The sequence below is a fragment of the Spiroplasma endosymbiont of Dasysyrphus albostriatus genome, assembly GCF_964019495.1.
GTDB lineage: Bacteria > Bacillota_I > Bacilli_A > Mycoplasmatales > VBWQ01 > Spiroplasma_E.
Genome location: NZ_OZ026447.1, coordinates 362,279 through 381,053, shown reverse-complemented (window position 1 = coordinate 381,053; position 18,775 = coordinate 362,279). Strand labels below are relative to the sequence as shown.

At 26.3% G+C, this 18,775-nt stretch carries 20 protein-coding genes and 1 pseudogene; 1 reads left to right on the top strand and 20 read right to left on the bottom strand.

The window, feature by feature from the left end:
* Window positions 1–2: 2 nt before the first annotated feature.
* The 8 genes and pseudogenes from fusA to AACL11_RS02365 form a co-directional block, all read right to left on the bottom strand.
* Window positions 3–2,105 (bottom strand): elongation factor G, encoded by a 2,103-nt coding sequence (fusA, locus tag AACL11_RS02400; RefSeq protein ID WP_338988010.1) that lies wholly within the window; start codon window positions 2,103–2,105, stop codon window positions 3–5.
* A 15-nt stretch (window positions 2,106–2,120) separates the two neighbouring features.
* On the bottom strand, window positions 2,121–2,588 hold the full coding sequence (rpsG, locus tag AACL11_RS02395; protein ID WP_174481359.1) for a 30S ribosomal protein S7: 468 nt from the start codon (window positions 2,586–2,588) through the stop codon (window positions 2,121–2,123).
* A 14-nt stretch (window positions 2,589–2,602) separates the two neighbouring features.
* The gene (gene rpsL / locus AACL11_RS02390) at window positions 2,603–3,022 is read right to left on the bottom strand and encodes a 30S ribosomal protein S12 (RefSeq protein ID WP_252320120.1); all 420 of its coding nucleotides are present in this window, start codon (window positions 3,020–3,022) and stop codon (window positions 2,603–2,605) included.
* Between the two features lie 1,078 nt (window positions 3,023–4,100).
* Window positions 4,101–4,891: pseudogene (locus AACL11_RS02385) on the bottom strand (IS5 family transposase).
* A 37-nt stretch (window positions 4,892–4,928) separates the two neighbouring features.
* The gene (locus AACL11_RS02380; RefSeq protein WP_338987099.1) at window positions 4,929–5,159 is read right to left on the bottom strand and encodes a hypothetical protein; all 231 of its coding nucleotides are present in this window, start codon (window positions 5,157–5,159) and stop codon (window positions 4,929–4,931) included.
* A gap of 508 nt (window positions 5,160–5,667) precedes the next feature.
* Window positions 5,668–6,048 carry a hypothetical protein gene (locus tag AACL11_RS02375; RefSeq protein ID WP_338988008.1) on the bottom strand — a complete coding sequence of 127 codons (381 nt, stop codon included), beginning with the start codon at window positions 6,046–6,048 and terminating at the stop codon, window positions 5,668–5,670.
* Window positions 6,049–6,194: 146 nt separating this feature from the next.
* Window positions 6,195–6,584 carry a TIR domain-containing protein gene (locus tag AACL11_RS02370; RefSeq protein ID WP_338988006.1) on the bottom strand — a complete coding sequence of 130 codons (390 nt, stop codon included), beginning with the start codon at window positions 6,582–6,584 and terminating at the stop codon, window positions 6,195–6,197.
* Between the two features lie 134 nt (window positions 6,585–6,718).
* Window positions 6,719–7,508, bottom strand: a protein-coding gene (locus AACL11_RS02365) for an IS5 family transposase (protein WP_338988003.1) whose coding sequence is annotated in 2 segments (ribosomal slippage) — window positions 6,719–7,246 and window positions 7,248–7,508 — 789 coding nt in all. Because the reading frame shifts where the segments join, the coding sequence is not laid out codon by codon here.
* A gap of 366 nt (window positions 7,509–7,874) precedes the next feature.
* Here AACL11_RS02365 and AACL11_RS02360 point away from each other — a divergent pair.
* Window positions 7,875–8,156 (top strand): HU family DNA-binding protein, encoded by a 282-nt coding sequence (locus tag AACL11_RS02360; RefSeq protein WP_174481356.1) that lies wholly within the window; start codon window positions 7,875–7,877, stop codon window positions 8,154–8,156.
* Window positions 8,157–8,329: 173 nt separating this feature from the next.
* Here AACL11_RS02360 and AACL11_RS02355 read toward each other — a convergent pair whose 3' ends face one another.
* From AACL11_RS02355 to AACL11_RS02300, 12 genes are all read right to left on the bottom strand, one after another.
* Window positions 8,330–9,952, bottom strand: coding sequence for an MATE family efflux transporter (locus tag AACL11_RS02355; RefSeq protein WP_338988002.1), 1,623 nt, complete (start codon window positions 9,950–9,952; stop codon window positions 8,330–8,332).
* Window positions 9,953–10,171: 219 nt separating this feature from the next.
* Entirely contained in the window at window positions 10,172–11,086 is a 915-nt protein-coding gene (locus tag AACL11_RS02350; protein WP_338988000.1) for a hypothetical protein, read from the bottom strand.
* A 549-nt stretch (window positions 11,087–11,635) separates the two neighbouring features.
* A complete protein-coding gene (locus AACL11_RS02345) occupies window positions 11,636–12,775 on the bottom strand; it encodes a hypothetical protein (protein ID WP_338987998.1) in 1,140 nt (379 codons plus the stop codon).
* Window positions 12,775–13,770 (bottom strand): alkaline phosphatase, encoded by a 996-nt coding sequence (locus AACL11_RS02340; protein ID WP_338987997.1) that lies wholly within the window; start codon window positions 13,768–13,770, stop codon window positions 12,775–12,777. Before AACL11_RS02340 ends, AACL11_RS02345 begins: the two co-directional genes overlap by 1 nt.
* Before the next feature lie 139 nt (window positions 13,771–13,909).
* Entirely contained in the window at window positions 13,910–14,275 is a 366-nt protein-coding gene (locus AACL11_RS02335) for a hypothetical protein (RefSeq protein WP_252320186.1), read from the bottom strand.
* 19 nt (window positions 14,276–14,294) lie between these two features.
* Window positions 14,295–14,675, bottom strand: a complete 381-nt coding sequence (locus tag AACL11_RS02330; protein ID WP_174481436.1) for a hypothetical protein — start codon at window positions 14,673–14,675, stop codon at window positions 14,295–14,297.
* Between the two features lie 178 nt (window positions 14,676–14,853).
* Window positions 14,854–15,534, bottom strand: coding sequence for a 50S ribosomal protein L1 (rplA, locus tag AACL11_RS02325; protein WP_338987994.1), 681 nt, complete (start codon window positions 15,532–15,534; stop codon window positions 14,854–14,856).
* A gap of 1 nt (window position 15,535) precedes the next feature.
* Window positions 15,536–15,982 (bottom strand): 50S ribosomal protein L11, encoded by a 447-nt coding sequence (rplK, locus tag AACL11_RS02320; protein WP_174481438.1) that lies wholly within the window; start codon window positions 15,980–15,982, stop codon window positions 15,536–15,538.
* Window positions 15,983–16,160: 178 nt separating this feature from the next.
* Window positions 16,161–16,793: a transcription termination/antitermination protein NusG gene (gene nusG / locus AACL11_RS02315; RefSeq protein WP_252320182.1), complete on the bottom strand. Its 633-nt coding sequence runs from the start codon at window positions 16,791–16,793 to the stop codon at window positions 16,161–16,163.
* Window positions 16,794–16,812: 19 nt separating this feature from the next.
* Window positions 16,813–17,244 carry a preprotein translocase subunit SecE gene (locus tag AACL11_RS02310; RefSeq protein WP_338987993.1) on the bottom strand — a complete coding sequence of 144 codons (432 nt, stop codon included), beginning with the start codon at window positions 17,242–17,244 and terminating at the stop codon, window positions 16,813–16,815.
* A gap of 11 nt (window positions 17,245–17,255) precedes the next feature.
* Complete coding sequence (gene rpmG, locus AACL11_RS02305; protein ID WP_174481441.1) at window positions 17,256–17,405, bottom strand: 50S ribosomal protein L33; 150 nt, start codon at window positions 17,403–17,405, stop codon at window positions 17,256–17,258.
* Window positions 17,406–17,626: 221 nt separating this feature from the next.
* Window positions 17,627–18,724: a hypothetical protein gene (locus AACL11_RS02300; RefSeq protein ID WP_338987992.1), complete on the bottom strand. Its 1,098-nt coding sequence runs from the start codon at window positions 18,722–18,724 to the stop codon at window positions 17,627–17,629.
* Window positions 18,725–18,775: the final 51 nt, after the last annotated feature.

The window sequence follows — 18,775 nt, the reverse complement described above, 5'->3', positions numbered from 1 at the left end:
TTTTATTTTTTAGTAACTCTTCCTTTTTGATATTTACCAGCAACTGCTTCAGCAACTGATTTTGGTGCTTCTTCATAGTGTGAAAAAGACATTGTATATGTTCCACGTCCTTGGGTCATTGAACGTAATTCAGTAGCATAACCAAACATTTCAGATAAAGGCACTTTAGCTTTAACAACTTTACTGTTACCACGCATTTCATCTGCTTCAATAGTACCTCTTTTACCAGAAATTTTACCAACAATAGAACCATAATATTCATCTGGAATAATAACTTCAACATTCATAATTGGTTCTAATAATACTGGTTTTAATAAATCTTTATTATCTTGTAAAGACTTAGAAGCTGCAATATTAAAGGCACGTTCTGAAGAGTCAACAGGGTGGAATGAACCATCATATAATGTTGCTTTAACGTCAATAACTGGATATCCAGCAATTAAACCATTAGCTAATGATTCAATTAATCCTTCTTGTACTGGTTTAATGTATTCACGTGGCACTTTACCACCAACAATTTTATCAACAAACTCAAATCCTTTATCTGGATTTGGTTCAAATTTAATAATAACATGTCCATATTGGCCGCGACCACCTGATTGATGAATATATTTACCCTCAGCGCGCTCACAAACTGCTTTAATTGTTTCACGATAAGCAACTTGTGGATTTCCAATGTTAGTTGCTACTTTAAATTCACGTTTTAAACGATCAGTTAAGATGTCTAAATGCAGTTCTCCCATTCCTGAAATAATTGTCTGTCCTGTTTCTTTGTCTGATGAAACACGGAATGTTGGATCTTCTTCTGCAAGTTTTTGTAAACCTAAACTCATTTTTTCTTGATCAGCTTTTGTTTTAGGTTCAAGCGCTAATGAAATAACTGGTTCTGGAAACACCATTTTTTCTAAAATAACTTCATGTTTTTCATCACATAATGTATCACCAGTAGTTGTATCTTTTAAGCCAACAATAGCAGCAATGTCACCAGCATAAACCTTTTTAATTTCGGCACGACTATTGGCATGCATTTGTAAAATTCGACCAACACGCTCTTTTTTTTCTTTAGTTGAGTTTAATACATAACTACCAGATTCTAATGTTCCCGAATATACTCTAAAAAAAGTTAATCTTCCAACAAAAGGGTCAGTCATGATTTTAAATGCCAACGCTGAGAAAGGTTCTTCATCACTAGAATGACGTTCTACTTCTTTTGATGAAACAGGTAATATTCCTTTAATTGCAGGTACATCTAATGGTGAAGGCAAGTAATCAATAACTGCATCTAACATTAATTTAACACCTTTATTTTTAAAGGCACTACCACATAATACTGGGAAAAACTCAGCAGCAATTGTTGCTTTACGAATTACTGTCTTAATTTCAGCAACCGTTACTTCTCCTTCAGCATATTTCATAAAGAAATCATCATCAAAGTGAGAAAGTGCTTCTAATAATTCCTCACGTCTACTTGCAATAACATCTTTAAGTTCTTCAGGAACTGCAATTTCTTTATAATCCTCATTTGGTTTACCATCAAAATGGTATGCTTTCATCTCAATTATATCAATAATTCCATCAAAAGCATCTTCTGCACCAATTGGTCATTGAATTGCATGAGCATTAGCACCAAGACGATCTTTTAATGTTTGAATTGAATGAGCAAAGTCAGCCCCAATTTTATCCATTTTATTTGCAAAAACAATTCTTGGTACATTATACCTAGTTGCTTGATTTCAAACAGTTTCAGTTTGTGGTTCAACTCCAGTTTGCGCGTCTAATACAGCAACTGCTCCGTCTAAAACTCTTAATGAGCGTTCAACTTCAACAGTAAAATCAACGTGACCCGGAGTATCAATAATATTTATTCGATTATTTCTTCAAACAGCAGTTGTTGCAGCTGAAGTAATAGTAATACCACGTTCTTGTTCTTGTTCCATTCAGTCCATAGTTGCGGCACCTTCATGTACCTCACCAATTTTATGAATTTTACCAGTATGGTATAAAACTCTTTCTGTTGTTGTAGTTTTACCAGCATCAATATGAGCCATAATTCCAATATTTCTAGTATTTGCTAGTGAATATTCTCGACCTGATTTTTCTGCCATTTTCTCTCTCCTTTATTATCATTTATAGTGAGCAAAGGCTTTATTAGCTTCAGCCATACGATGAATTTCATCACGTTTTTTAATTGATGAACCATTACCAGTAGCAGCATCCATAATCTCAGCTGCAAGTTTATCTTGCATACTATTACCATATCTTGCTTGTGAATAAGAAACTAATCAACGAATTGCTAAAGTTATCTTACGAGTAGCACTAACTTCAATAGGAACTTGATAGTTTGCGCCACCAATTCTTCGAGTTTTAATTTCTAATTGTGGTGTAATATTAGCAATTGCCTTTTCAAATACTTCTAATGGTACTTGTTGGGTTTTTTCTCCAACAATTTTAAAAGAATTATAAACAATTTTTTGAGCTACACTTTTTTTACCATCAATCATAATGGCGTTAATTAATTGAGTAACAATTTTTGAATCATAAATTGGATCAGCAACTAATTCTCTTTTAATAGCTTGATTTTTACGCATTTAGTTTTACCTCCTTATTTCTTATCTTTTGGTTTTTTAGTTCCGTATTTAGAACGACCTTGATTACGATTTACTACTCCGGCAGTATCAGAATACCCACGAATAACATGGTATCTAACTCCAGGTAAGTCTTTAACTCTCCCACCACGGATTCCAACAATAGCATGTTCTTGCAAATTATGACCTTCTCCAGAAATATAAGCAGTAACTTCCATACCGTTAGTTAAACGAGCACGAACAATTTTTCTTAAAGCTGAGTTAGGTTTTTTTGGTGTTCTTGTAGTAACTACAAGCGCTACACCTTTTTTTTGCGGACTGCTAATTGAAGAAGTTGTTTTTGTTAATGAATTATATGAAACATTTAACGCTGGTGATTTAGATTTGTATTTTTTATCTGTACGTCCTTTACGTAATAGTTGGTTCATTGTTGGCATTAATCGTTAGCCTCCTTTATGATTTTAAAGAATTAATTATATACACAATTCCTAGTGTATCAAAATTTAGTCCAATAAGTATAATACCAGTTTTTAATAGTAATAGTCAAATAAATTTTGAAAAATAATTAGAAAAAAATGACACAATTTAAATTATGTCATTTTAATTATAATAAAATATTATATTTCTTATTCGTGTACTGTTACACCAGTTAATTTAACAGCAACTGCAACATCTTTTGATTGGCCAAGCGTAACTTTAATATTAACTGTATTATTTCCTACAGTTAAATCTGTATCTCCTTTATCAAAAGTAAATGTTGCTTCACCAGCTTTATCTTCATCAGTAACTTTTTTAATTGCTGCTGTAATAATATCTTTAGCATCATTTTGTTTTTGTGAATCATTTAATGATTTACCATCAACACTTTTTTCTAAAGCTGCTTTAATATCATTTGTAACTTCAACATCTGTCTTTTTATGTGCTGTTACACCAGTTAATTTAACAGCAACTGCAACATCTTTTGATTGCCCAAGCGTAACTTTAATATTAACTGTATTATCTCCTACAGTTAAATCTGTATCTCCTTTATCAAAAGTAAATGTTGCTTCACCAGCTTTATCTTCATCAGTAACTTTTTTAATTGCTGCTGTAATAATATCTTTAGCATCATTTTGTTTTTGTGAATCATTTAATGATTTACCATCAACACTTTTTTCTAAAGCTGCTTTAATATCATTTGTAACTTCAACATCTGTCTTTTTATGTGCTAATGTAAATGTAATAGTTATTGAATCACCATTATAAATTTTACCATCAGGACTAACTACTGCACTAGTAATTGGATTTCCATCTTTTTCAGGAGTATTAACTTTAACTGTAATACCATTTAAATCAATATTTTTATTTTCTGGAACTGCTTTAATAGCTTCTTTAAGTTCTTTCTCAGTTGGTTTAGTAATATCAGCAACTGGAATTGGACCTAATTCTTTCTTTTTTAATACTGTATCTAAATTAACTGCAGTTTGATCACCACAAGCTACAACTGAAGTAGTAGCTACTGTTGTTAGAATCTGTTTAGGATCTTTTTAATAAAATTGAAATAAATGAGAGAACAACCATTTGTAAGCTAGTATTTAATTTTCTTTCACAATTTTTTCATAATCTTCTGCATTTTTCTAATCATGCAAAACTTCGTTCTACAACTCATCTTTTTGGCAATACTACAAAAGAATGTAATTCATTACGTTTGATAACTTCAACATTTGCATTTATGATTGTTTTGATTTTAAAAGCAAATTTTTCACCAGTATAACCAGCATCTACTAGTATTTTTTGAACTTTAGATAAATTTTCTTTTTCATTTTCAATCATTATTATAGCACTGTTACGATCTGTTTTTTTCTGCTGTGGTTATGTAAATTGCATCTGGTAAGCCTTGAGAATCAACAGCAATATGACGCTTTATTCCTGAAATTTTTTTACCAGCATCATAACCTTTATTTTTAGCAGTATCTGTGTTTTTAACACTTTGTGAATCAATTATACAAAAACTAGTTTGTTCTTTTCTACCATTATTGATACGAACTTTTCTAACTAATTTTTTTTAAAATTACTTGTCAAGTGCTAGGTTCTTTATCACTATTTTTACTTCAAATTTGAAAATAATAATATACAGTTTGTCATTTTGGAAAATTTTTTGGTAACATTCTTCATTGACATCCACTTTTTAATACATATAAAACTGCACAAAATACTTCATATAAATCTAAATTTCTTGGTTTTGTTTTCTTTTTGTTATTTTCTAAAATTGATCTTATGTTCTCAAATTGTTCTTTAGTAACATGACTTGGATAATTTTTATGCATATATACCCCTTATCTTAAAATATATAGTCATTTTACGTTATTTTATAAAAGATTCCAAACAGGTTCTAAGACAATTATATTTATATTTATTTAAAACATTACTATCATTATTTGCTTCATTTAAACTATTTTCACTTCTAGAAGATTTTATTGCTAAACCTCCATGTCTTTTTTTTATAGAACCATCGGTTTGAGCAAAAATATTTTCTGGATTATTTTCCATTATTCGCTGAAATGTTGTTGATTTTCTTTTATCATTATCACGCATTTTATACACCTTCTTAGTAAAATAAAACCCATTTACTTACAAACAAAGCAATGGGTTAAAAACTATATTTAGTTTTACACTTATCTTTTACCAAATTTTAGAAATTTTTACAATATTTTTTATTTTCATATTATATAAATAATTTAAATATTATTAAATTTTGAGGTATATAATAATTATTTAAAATAAAAGAGTTACCAATAATGGTAACTCCTATTCACTGTTAGGTGCCAACCGCAATGAATATTTACTTACCCTTAACTAAGTAAGTATTTTTATTATACTACTAAAATAAAGTTTTTTTAGTTTTATTTACTAAAAAAATTAAAACCTTTTTAATTTTATATATTTTTGATATTTATAATTAACTACTAATATACATCTGTATTCTTATTGGTATTCAATTATTTATTTTTTTCTAATTAAAAATATTATTTAAAACAACATTCTGATTACATAAAATTTTCTTAAATAATTGATAAAAAAGTATATTTTTTAATTTTTAACCTTAATAATAATATTGAAAATCTTTTAAAAGATTTTCACAACTAAAAAGTTTTTCAAAATAATGTTCGTTATTATTAACTTCAGTTTTAACTTTTTCAAAAAATCATTTTTTTGATTTATGTTTTTGTGAAAAATAACAATTTAGTTTATTTTTAGATTTTTTTGGACAATTTTCTACATTTTCTTCAAATAAATTTATTTCTTTGAAAAGTTCAACGTTTTCTTTCAATTTTTCAGTTTTAACTTTTTCAAAAAATAATTTTTTTGATTTATGTTTTTGTGAAAAATAACAATTTAGTTTATTTTTAGATTTTTTTGGACAATCTTCTATATTTTCTTCAAATAAATTTATTTCTTTGAAAAGATCAAAGTTTTCTTTCAATTTTTCAGTTTTAACTTTATCTTGACATTTATCAAGTAATTTTTTTAACTTTAAAGGATTTGAAACTACATTTGAAAAACTTTCAACGATTGCATAGTTATTTATTACATTTTCATAAATTCTTGGAGTAGAATTTTGTTCATTAATTAAAGTTTTGTAATCATTATCATTAAAATCACAATTTTTTTTGCTTTCTTAATAAAATCATCAGTTAAAAGTATTAATAAACCATTTTTTCCCCTTCGATGGAGGCTACCATATATTGATAATGAAGATGCAATTTCTCAATCAATATGTTTTCTACATTTTGTATGTTTTCCTAAAATAACTACAGTAATATCTGAATCTTTTAAATACTCTTCTCTAATAGTTTTAAATATCTTTTTAGGAGGCAATTGCGGATCAATATCACCTAGTTTTACAGATACGTCTTTCACTTCAAAATATTCTCCATAACATTGCGAAATTAATTCTGATAATTCATCCTTTGCTTTTTGTTCTCTTAAATGATGATATGAAATAAAAATTTTTAACATTATTCATTAACCTCTTTTTTAAAATTTTAAAAATATTTTTTATAAACTTTAATAAGTTTATACTTTATTATAAAATAATACTCACTAAAAGTAATATTTTTAACTTTTAAGTTTTATAAAATCTTAGAATCTGTTTAGAATCTTTTTAATAAAATTGAAATAAATGAGAGAACAACCATTTGTAAGCTAGTATTTAATTTTCTTTCACAATTTTTTCATAATCTTCTGCATTTTTCTAATCATGCAAAACTTCGTTCTACAACTCATCTTTTTGGCAATACTACAAAAGAATGTAATTCATTACGTTTGATAACTTCAACATTTGCATTTATGATTGTTTTGATTTTAAAAGCAAATTTTTCACCAGTATAACCAGCATCTACTAGTATTTTTTGAACTTTAGATAAATTTTCTTTTTCATTTTCAATCATTATTATAGCACTGTTACGATCTGTTTTTTCTGCTGTGGTTATGTAAATTGCATCTGGTAAGCCTTGAGAATCAACAGCAATATGACGCTTTATTCCTGAAATTTTTTTACCAGCATCATAACCTTTATTTTTAGCAGTATCTGTGTTTTTAACACTTTGTGAATCAATTATACAAAAACTAGTTTGTTCTTTTCTACCATTATTGATACGAACTTTTCTAACTAATTTTTTTTAAAATTACTTGTCAAGTGCTAGGTTCTTTATCACTATTTTTACTTCAAATTTGAAAATAATAATATACAGTTTGTCATTTTGGAAAATTTTTTGGTAACATTCTTCATTGACATCCACTTTTTAATACATATAAAACTGCACAAAATACTTCATATAAATCTAAATTTCTTGGTTTTGTTTTCTTTTTGTTATTTTCTAAAATTGATCTTATGTTCTCAAATTGTTCTTTAGTAACATGACTTGGATAATTTTTATGCATATATACCCCTTATCTTAAAATATATAGTCATTTTACGTTATTTTATAAAAGATTCCAAACAGGTTCTTAGGGTTAATGCACCCATAAGTCTTAATAAATTTTTCATTTGCATATCTTAGTACCTCCGAAATAGTTATTTACTTATTTTTTGAATTTTAACATACAAGAAAATTAATGTAAAGATTTTTTGCTTTGCACATGTTAATTAACATATAAATTTATATATTCAAATCTTATTTTTTTACTAGTCTTTGATTTTCATTAAATAAGGTTTTTTTAAAAAATGTTATATAATAATAAGTATCATTTAAGGCATGTTTTTATAGCATACTTATGGTAATTGGTGAAGAAAGGGTTGAAAATTTTATGCAAAAAAGTCAGATAGCACGAGCTGTACAAAAAAAATTAGAATTATCAGAAAAAGAATACAAAGAAGTGTTAGAATTTATCTTAGATAAAATTGCTACTGCTTTAATTAAAGGAGAAAAAGTAACACTACGTAACTTTGGAACTTTTACTATTAAATACCGCAAAGCTCGACCGGGAGTAAATCCACAAAATTCAGAACCGATGGCTATTCCTAGAAAGAGAGTAGTTAAATTTAATTCTTGTAAAGCATTAAAAAAGAGAGTTAATGAAGGTAAATAAATATTTTATTTTAGGAATGACTTCAATCAAATATAGATTGTATATTCATTCCTTTTAATTTGTAAAATTAGCAACCTTTTTTAATCTTAAATAATTAAAAAAATACTCTGTTTTAAATGAGTATTTTTTATTTTCTTCATATATTAATATTAAGATATATTTTTATAAATTACTTAATCTATTATATTTTTATTAAGTACTTTTTTTTCTGATAAATTAGATATTTGCATTTTTTTATCTTTAGTTGTATGAATAAATGGTTTAGATTTTAAAAATGTATAAATTAATAATGGTAATAATATAAAAGCAGCAAATAAATCAATAAAGCCAAGAAATAAATAAAAATAAAAACCATTATGAGAAACATGTGCAACATAATATCCTAAACTTAAACAAACAATTGGTATTATAATTGTTCGTTGTAAACTAGCAAATAATGACAATTTACCACGATTAATTGATTGATAGAAAATAACAGCAACATAATGTAGTGTAGCTAATGGATAAAAAGCAAACTGCATAATAATATAAACTTTAAAGAATCTTGCCATTTCTAAATCTACGCCAAAGAAATGCATCATATATTGTCCTGCTATTACTACTAATAATACTGAACCAATTAGCAACAATAAAAGTAATAAAGTTAAACGTCACATCAATTGTCAAACACGACTAAAGTCCTTTGAACCATAAACATAACCAATTAATGTTCTTGCTCCCTGCGTAATTCCAATAATAGGTGCATTAATTAAAATTAACCAAGGCATAATACCGCCATATAATTGAACAAAAACCGGAATACCAGTACTTCCTCCACCATGATAGTCTGGAGGTGGCAATGTATTTAAAATTTTAGTAATAACTATTGCCAAAATACTTTGGGCAATATTTTGTAATAAAGAAGTTGCACCAATTAATAAAATGGCCGTTACTATTACTCATTTAAGTTTTAAGTGTGCTACTTTAAATCTTAAATTATCGGCACTATATCAAATAATACCTATTGAAAATAAATTAATGCTTGCTCAAGCAATAATAGTTGCATATGCAGTGCCTTCCATTCCTAATTTACCAGGAATAACAAAAATAAAATCTAAAGATATATTTACTAAACAAGCTGCAACATTAATTAAAATTGTTCATAACATCATTCCTTCACTACGTAACAATGAAACTAAAAAATAAGCAAAAAAAAGTAATGGTGTAGCAAGAATTAAAATTTGTGAAAATCTAACTGCTTCTTTAATTATTATTTCCCTAATTACTGGATTACTTCCAGCATCACTTCCAGCTTGAAATTCAATAATACTCTGACAACTAAAATACATAATGATCATAAGAACAATAGAAACTAAAAAAGATAATAGAAACCCATTTCCTAAATATTCTGACATTTGTTCTCGTTTATTTTGACCATATGCAATTGAAAACTTAATACCTGTTCCAGTTGCAACCATTAAAGCAAAGGAAACCATCATTGAAGAAGGAACAGCAGCATAAGTAGTAGCAATATTAATAATTTTTAATGCTTGTTCAGCAGTTATCATTATTCCTGAATTTTGATAATTATTATAACGATCAATAATACTTTGTCCACCTCATTGTGTAGCAATTCATTTATCAAAAATTTGATAAGTAGAAAAAATAATTACAGCAATTAAAGGTGGTGTGACCATAATAAAGATTGCTTTTCATGGATTTGCCGTGCTAAAAATAGCTTGTCTTTTCAACTTGTTTATTGAATTTCTTTCTGTTCTTTTATTGAAAGTAACTTTAGCAAGATTTTCTTTTTCCATAATATTATCCTTTCTAACAAAATTAATCTAATTAATATTATATTTTATAAAAGCTCATAACTAAAATATCTATTGCTGTCACAAATAAAAAACATGTTTAGTATTTTAAAAAATGTTAGAAGAAAAAAATTAAAATATAAATTTTTATAAAAAATATAATTACATTATAACCTAATAATAAATAAATATTTAAAAATAATCTCTTTAATTTATTTTTATTTAAAAACTATCATTACTTCCAATTGAAAAAACAATTGGTATTTTATTAGTTTTTCACTTAGTTCCTGTATGAAAATCAGGAGTAATAATAACATAAACCATACCAACTTGTTGATAATAGTTATTAATTACATGTTTAGCAAATTTATCACTAAAATATTGAATTGTGAAATTACCAGTTAAAGGATCACTCTTTAATTGATTAGAAGTATTAATAACATTCTTATTAATTTGTTGATATGTTAAATTAGGATTAACAATAATTGGATCCATTCCTGATAAATCCTTAATTGTATTTAAATCAGAACGCTTATCTGTTAAAGTTACTTTTAAAATGGCTGTTGTTCCTGTTCAATAAGGATCATTAACATCTGCTGTAATTTTAACTCAAATATCACCAGCAACCTGTTCTTCATTATCTGCTGCCACTTTTCCTTCTTCATCACTAAAATAATTAACAGTAAAACCAGCCGCTAACTTATTATTCGCAAATTGCTTAGCACTATTAAAAACAGTTGAATCAATTTCTTTATTTGGTTTATTAAAATCAATATCGATTTCTGGCATTTCTTCTAAATGAGTAATTGTATCTAAACTAGTCTTATTACTGATTAATGTTATTTTAATAATGGCTGTTGTTCCTGTTCAATAAGGATCATTAACATCTGCTGTAATTTTAACTCAAATATCACCAGCAACCTGTTCTTCATTATCTGCTGCCACTTTTCCTTCTTCATCACTAAAATAATTAACAGTAAAACCAGCCGCTAACTTATTATTCGCAAATTGCTTAGCACTATTAAAAACAGTTGAATCAATTTCTTGATATTTTTTAGTAGTATCAACTTTAATATTAGATAAATCAGTAAGATTAGTAATCTTATCTAAATTGGCCTTTTGAATTGTTATTCTCAAATATTTAGTTTGACCTTTTCAATAAGGATCATGATGATCGGCAGTAATTATAACATAAACATCCCCTGGTTCTTGTCCATCGTTATTAATAGTATCTTTATCACCATCATTTTTATAATAATTAACTTGATAACCAGCAGCTAGTTGATGTTGTTTAAATACATCTGCTGTATTATAAATATCTTTATTAATTTCACCATAAGTTGCTCCTAGTGTAAGCGTAAGTTTGATATTGCTTTCTTTAGTTGTTCTGAATAATGATTTTGATATTATTTGTAAATTTTTATGATGATAATTAATATTATTATCTAATTAACTAGTAACTGATAAATTAGTTGTTGTGATAATTGGTGTAATAACAGTTGTTAAACTTACTAATGTTGTTAATAATGCTTTCATAAATTAATCCTCCCTCTTTTTAACACTAATTTTAGTAAAATTTTATCATTTTTCAAATAAAGATGGTTGATTATAAAATGAGGGAAATGGTTAATAATTAAAAGATAATAATTATTTTTATTATAAGAGCAAAAGATTAATTATAATAATTTAATGAATAATTGCTTTCTTTTTTTCTATAGCAAATACTTCAAATTTAAATAGTTTTACATATTGTCTTGATAAAAAAGCACAAAAGAAAATTAAAATTGACATCTTAACAAATGAGTAAATTATAGTAACAAAAAAATTATTATTTACAAATTCTACTGCTCTTCTGGCAACATTTAATCCAAATATTAAGCGCAATAATAAACCTGTCATAAATTCAACACTAATTATTTTATTAAAAGCAATATGGAAAAATAAAATAAAAGTAGTACCATGAAATAAAAAGGCTAAAGTTTTATTATAATTAATATTTAACATAATAAAAGGAATAAATAAAAATAAAGCTTGCAAAATTTCCATAATATCTCAATAAATTAAAGGAAAATAAAATATCATTCGACAACTAATAATAACAATAAATAAAGAAAAACTAAGTAATGAATAAACCACATTATCTTTTATCTTTTCTCAATTTACTCATCACTGAAAATTAAGACCAACTAAAAAAGCTAATAACCCAGGTATCAGTTGTAAAAATCCACCCTCACGAAATGATACATAAAATAAATCTCAATTAAAGTTATCATATCAATATAACTTACTAGTAAGTTGCAAGTTAATACTAAATATTAAAACTATTATTAATAAAATACTAGTAATAACTAAAGTTATTATTTTAACAATATTTCAACTTTTATTACTTAAGGAAAAATGGTTAGTAACAACTTTTACTAATGCGCTACCACCAATAATAATTCATATCATTCATTTACCATAATCAAAAAATAATAATTTAAATCATAATCCTATCATATAACCTGTTGTTACATATCCTTCTTTAAAAGCAAAAAAATCTAAATACATAAAACTTGTAACTAAAGATAAAATCATAATAGCTAGTATTAATTTACTATACTCTTTTCAACTAAAATTATTATTGGCACTTAAAAAACCAAATGATATCAATATAACAAATAACATTGGTGAACAAAAATAAGCATTAAAAGCATGTAAACTACCACCAATATTTAAAGTAACATTTTGTACATTATTTCAAACAATAAAAATAGTAGCAAGCACAATAAGTAATCTAATGCCATTATTTCGAAAATTAATTTGTTTAAAATTGATAATATCCATTACTTAAACTCCTCACTATGATCATACATATTTGTCATATCAAAAAAAGGTGTTAAAATTGGCTGACCATCTCAAATTATTGGTGGTGAATTAATATCTAATAATCAAGCAATAGTAGCTGGAATATCATAAATTTTAATTTTATCTGGAATAATTCCGTGTTTTGGAATACAATTTCCTGCAAAAAGCAAAGGAATTTTTTGTTCAGCATCAGAAGAATGACCATGATATTGTGAAACACCTCCATGATCAGAACTAATAATTAATAAGGTATCTTCTCACATTTCTAAATTTTTTAAATTTTCAATAATACCTCCAATATATTTATCAGTCTGACTAATTGCTTGATAATATTCTTCACTATTTCATTCACGTGAATGACCTGCTAAATCAGGATTAACATAATAAAAAAACGAAAATAAAGGTTTATTACTTAATACGTTTTTGGTATTTTCAAAAGTTTGTTTATCATTTTCTGTTGCACAATAATTACCATTACTACTAATTAAAGTTTTTATATTTTCTTGGCCTTTGGGTTGAAAATTAGCAATCATTTCACCTTCGCTAGCATAACCAAATAATTTTTTTGAAGGACCATACTTATCAATAATAGAACTAAAAATACTTACTTGATCAGCTTTTACTTCAGCATGAACAGTATGATGAACATTCCACAAATCTTGATCAACAACACCATGCTTAATAGGATCTGTAGCAAACATAACACTTGCTCAATTTGCAGCAGAAGAAGTTGGTAAAACATCACGTGCTTCCAGTGTATACGCACCATGATGCATTAAATAATTCATATTTGGACTATAACCACTTTTTAATGCATAACTCGCCATACCATCAACACCCACCATAACTACATGTTTAGGTTTTTTTGCTTTAGGAACCAATTGATTAGTTGGTTCATTTGTTAAATAATCGTTACTATGTGGTACATAATTTAAAATTGGATCACGATAACTATCGTAACTAATAGTTATCATAATCCAAACTACTACTCACACAATATTTATTAGTAAAAAAACAATTATTTTTTTAGAATTAAACATCATAATACACCCTTTTTAATGAAATAATGATTATTAAATTTTACTATAAATAAATTTATGAAGTAACTATATATTAAATTCTTGACTTTCATCATCCTCTAACTAATAAACTAACTCCAAGAACAAAACATATTGGTACAATAATAATTAAAAAAATAATTGCAAAATAAACTTGTTCAAAAGGATGAGAAACATAAGTATTTTTAGCCGCTTCTATATCTAGTTGATCTCAATTATAAAACAAATTAATAATACCATAGTGTTTTAAACTTCAAAAACCGTTACCAAGAAAATTATTAAAATGATCATTAAAAATAGCTGTTCCAAATAATATTAAACTAATTATTAGAAAAAACAAAGTTAAAATGCATAAGAATAATCCTAGTTTTTGCTTTCAATCCCAAGATGTAACTTTTTTATATTCTACATTTTTATCCATATTTAACACTTACTAAACACTAAGAATATAATCAACGTTTAAAATAACCAAATATTAAAGATAAAACACTAACACCAAGAAAGATAGCAGTTAAAATTACTGTAAATACAATTCCGACAACTACTTGCGCAAGAGGATAAGTTAAAAGTTTATCACTAGTAGCATCTGTTCACATTTGATCATAGCCAGCTTTGCTTAAAAAACTATCAAGTCCTCATATAGAAATAGCATGAAAGCCATTTCCAGCATATTGTGAACTTCCTCCACTTGGGGCTTTAAAATTGGCTGTTGCAATTAAAATTAGTCCTAATGCTAAACAAAGCAAACTAATTACCAGTGAGGCAAAGCCAATTTTTATTCCTCAATTTTGTTTCTTAAAAAGATTTATAAGATTTTTCATTAAGGTTTCTCCTTTACTACCTAATTATTTTATTGTTTTACCAAAATAACGTATTAATTGGTATTATCACAATAAATAAATTATAGCGTAAAATTTTTTTAAATAATAAAAAAATTATGAATAAAAATATAAAAAAATCATTAGTACTTTTACTAATGATTTTTTCTATATTATTATATTATTCTTCAATTAATACTTTAATACCAGGGCCCATTGCTGTAGTAATACTTATATTTTTAATATAAGCGCCCTTAACTGCTGCAGGCTTAACTTTTCTTAAAGTGTTAAGAATTGCTAAATAATTATCTTTTAACCCTTCTTGTGCAAATGATACTTTACCAAGAATAACATGAATATTACCTTGTTTATCAACACGATATTCAAATTTACCTTTACGAATATCAGCTATTGCTTTTTGAACATCCATTGTTACTGTTCCTAGTTTTGCTGTAGGCATTAATCCTTTTGGTCCTAATACTCTACCAATTTTTCCTAATTCACCCATCATTTCGGGTGTTGCAATAATAACATCAAAATCAAATCAACCTTTTTGAATTTTTTCAATCATTTCCTTACCACCAACAAAATCAGCTTGACTTTCCATTGCCTCTTTTTGTTTAGTAGTAGTTATTACTAAAACACGTTGTGTTTTTCCAGTTCCTGCTGGTAAAACAATAGAACCACGTAACATTTGATCAGCATGTCTTGGATCAACATTTAAACGAAATACTGCTTCAACTGTTGCATCAAATTTTAATGATGAAGTTTGTTTAGCTAATTCTAAAGCACGATCAATTGGATAAACTTTAGTGTTATCAACTAATTTTGCAACTGCAAGATATCTTTTACTTCTATTCATATTAAACACCTTGCTTTCCATCTTCAACAGTAATGCCCATATTCTTGGCTGTTCCTGCAACAATTTTAATTGCATCTTCTAAAGAATAAGCATTTAAATCAGGTAATTTAATTTGAGCAATTTCTGTAATTTGAGCAATAGTAAGTGTTCCTACTTTTGTTAATTTAGCATTTGATGAACCTTTTGCAAGTTTCAATGCTCTTTTTAAAAGAAATGTTGTTGGTGCAGTTTTTATTTTAAAGTCGAAAGTTTTATCTTTATATGCTGTAATAAAAACTGGAATTGGAACCGGATTAACATCATCTTTTTGATCTTTGGTTTTATCGTTAAATTCTCTACAAAAACGTGGCATATCAATACCGAATGATGCTAAACTAGCACCTGGTTTGGCACTACCAGCTGGTAATTGAATAATACCTTCACGATTAATATTTTTTTTATCTGCCATGAGCAACTCCTCCTAAATGGATTCTCACTGTGGTCCAAACGAATAAATCTTCCACAAGTTTAAACATAATTAAAGTCTATTTATATATATAAATAGTACTTTACAAATAATAACATCATTATAATTAGTAGTCAAATATATTTTAATTTTATTTTACATAAAAATTAAATAGTTTAAACTAAACTTTAATTTTTTTACAACTATCATATTCTACTTTAATTTCAGTTTGACGACCAAACATATCAACAGAAACTGTTGCAACACCCTTATCTTCATCTAATTTAATAACTTGTCCTTCTCGACCTTGTAAAGCACCAGAAGTAATATGAACAAAATCATTCAACTCAAAATCACGAATAATTTTTTTTATCTCTTTAACTTTAGGTTGTGATGAATTTTTAGAATTACGATATAACATTTCATTAACTTCTTTGGTAGAAAGTGGAGTTGGTGGTACACCCTTACCACTAGAACCAATAAATCCATTAATACCTGTTGTATTACGAATATCATATCAAGTATCTTCGGTTAAAATCATATGAACAAAAATATAACCCGGAAAAATATTTTTTTCAGTTATTTTTTTATCTTTATCTGGTATTGCTTCTTTAACAACCCTAACTTGAAAAATATTATCTTTTAAATTTAATTTTTTTTCAATTTTATTTTTCAAATCAGCAGCAACTTTATCTTCATGACCTTTGTTACAATTAACAATATATCATTGTGCTTGCTCAATTCGATGTTTATGTGTTTCTTCTAATGATGTAGTTTTCACTAAAGGGGTTTCTTTTTTTATTCTTTCGCTCATTTTTTGGCATCTCCATTTTTTACATTATTTTTAATAAAGGTAATACAAATAGTAATAACTGCTCAATTCCATAAAAGAATAGTGCTAAGACAGTAATAAATAATACTGTTGTAATAAATTTATTATTTAATTGTTTTCTTGGTGTTCAACGAGTTCTTCTAATTTCTCTTGATAAGTATAAGAAAAAATATTTATGATAAGTTCTCGCTTCTTTTTTATAATAAAAACGTTCTTCAGGCGTACGATTTTTACGTTCTTTTTCTCAAATTTCGCTAATATTAACCTTTTTATTTTTATCGGCTGTTCGTGGATCAAAACTTGGTTTTCCTTCAGAAGTTCTTTTTGTTCTTAAAGGTTTAATTTTACGTAAAATATTAAATTTACTTTTTAAAAGAGCCAATTTTTCAGGATTAATTTTTGGTTTTTCTTTTGATTTGTCTTCTGCACTCATGAAAATTTCTCCTAACGTGATTCCTTATGTAAAGTATGTTTTTGACAATGTTCACAATATTTTTTTAGTTCCATACGCTCTTTATATTTAATCTTATTTTTGTATGTATGATAATTACGATTTAAACATACAGTACAAATTAAAATTATTTTTTCGTTCATTAAATTCACCTAGAAAATTTAACCATTTTTAATTATATTATTATTTAAAATAAGTGTCAATTTTAAAATATTTTTATTTTAAAAACAAAGTTAAATTTTTAATCTTTCTTTAAAATTCATCATTTCTAAAATAATTGTACAAGAAAAAATAAAATAATAAATAAAAAATAATGTTTTTTTAAAAAAAAATTATAATATAAAAAATAATTTTTATTAACTTATTAACTATTAATACTTCCTAAAAGTGGTTGTCTTTCATTGGGTTCTATGATAACTTCTGGCATATCATTATTTGCATTTGTAACAAATTCCGGTTCAAACTCATAATCAGGAATTTTTAACTTTATTCTTTCTCGTTGACTACTATCTTCAATCTCCGTTACTAATTCCACCTTTTTATTTTCGGGAGTATAATTATCTATTCATTCTTTAAACTTTGTCAATGTTGGTCTTCAATCTTTTATTTTTCCGGGTTTAACAAAACTAGGAATTGTTTTATCTGAATGTCTCATTTCAAACTTATCTCAATTATTTTTTTCTAAATACTCATATATTTCCTTTAAATCTTTATTACTTAAAATACCTTTATATAAAGAAAAACTTTTCGTAATGTGTTCTTTTCTTTCATTAATAATTTTAATAATAATTTCCTCTTTACTATTTGAAGTATTAGATTTACTCATTGTAGAAAAATATGTGTGACTAACATCCATCATTGCTGAAATTGACATTAAATTTCCTCCCACAATATTACCATTTGTAAAGTTAATGCCTGCAGTTGAAAAAGTAGTAAGTGATTTTAAGTATTCAATAGTTTTTGTTACTTTTTGAATTTTATATAAATCAAAACCTGATATTCCACTAAGCACTTTAACTAATCCATTTGTACCAGTAAATAATTTATTTAATGCAATAGAAATCATTTCTGGAGTTAATTCATTACTTACAGCATCTTCTGTTAATTGTTCAGCAATTTCAGAATAAAGTCTTTCATCATTTGGTGGTAAAGTAGGAAAAGTAGGTAAATTTGGTTCGGTAGTTGTACTACCCCCAGTTTCATTTAAATTATATACTTGTCAAATGACTCAACCACCAAATGCAGCATATAACATATCAGCTACTCCACTTTTAATTAATTGGTAACGTTTTTCAATATTACTATCCCTAGTAACAGACTTAAGTCCTGCTATTGTTAGTAGAACTCCTGTTGTCGTATTACTTCAATTTTGTGCACTTAATGCTCCTGCTCTAATTGGACCATGAAGATTATTCAACGCTCATTGTACTTCTGTTCATGTTTCTTCTTTATTTATTTTCATTTTATTTATTCCTTTCATAGTTAAAGTAGTTTTAAATTAAATTTTTAATTT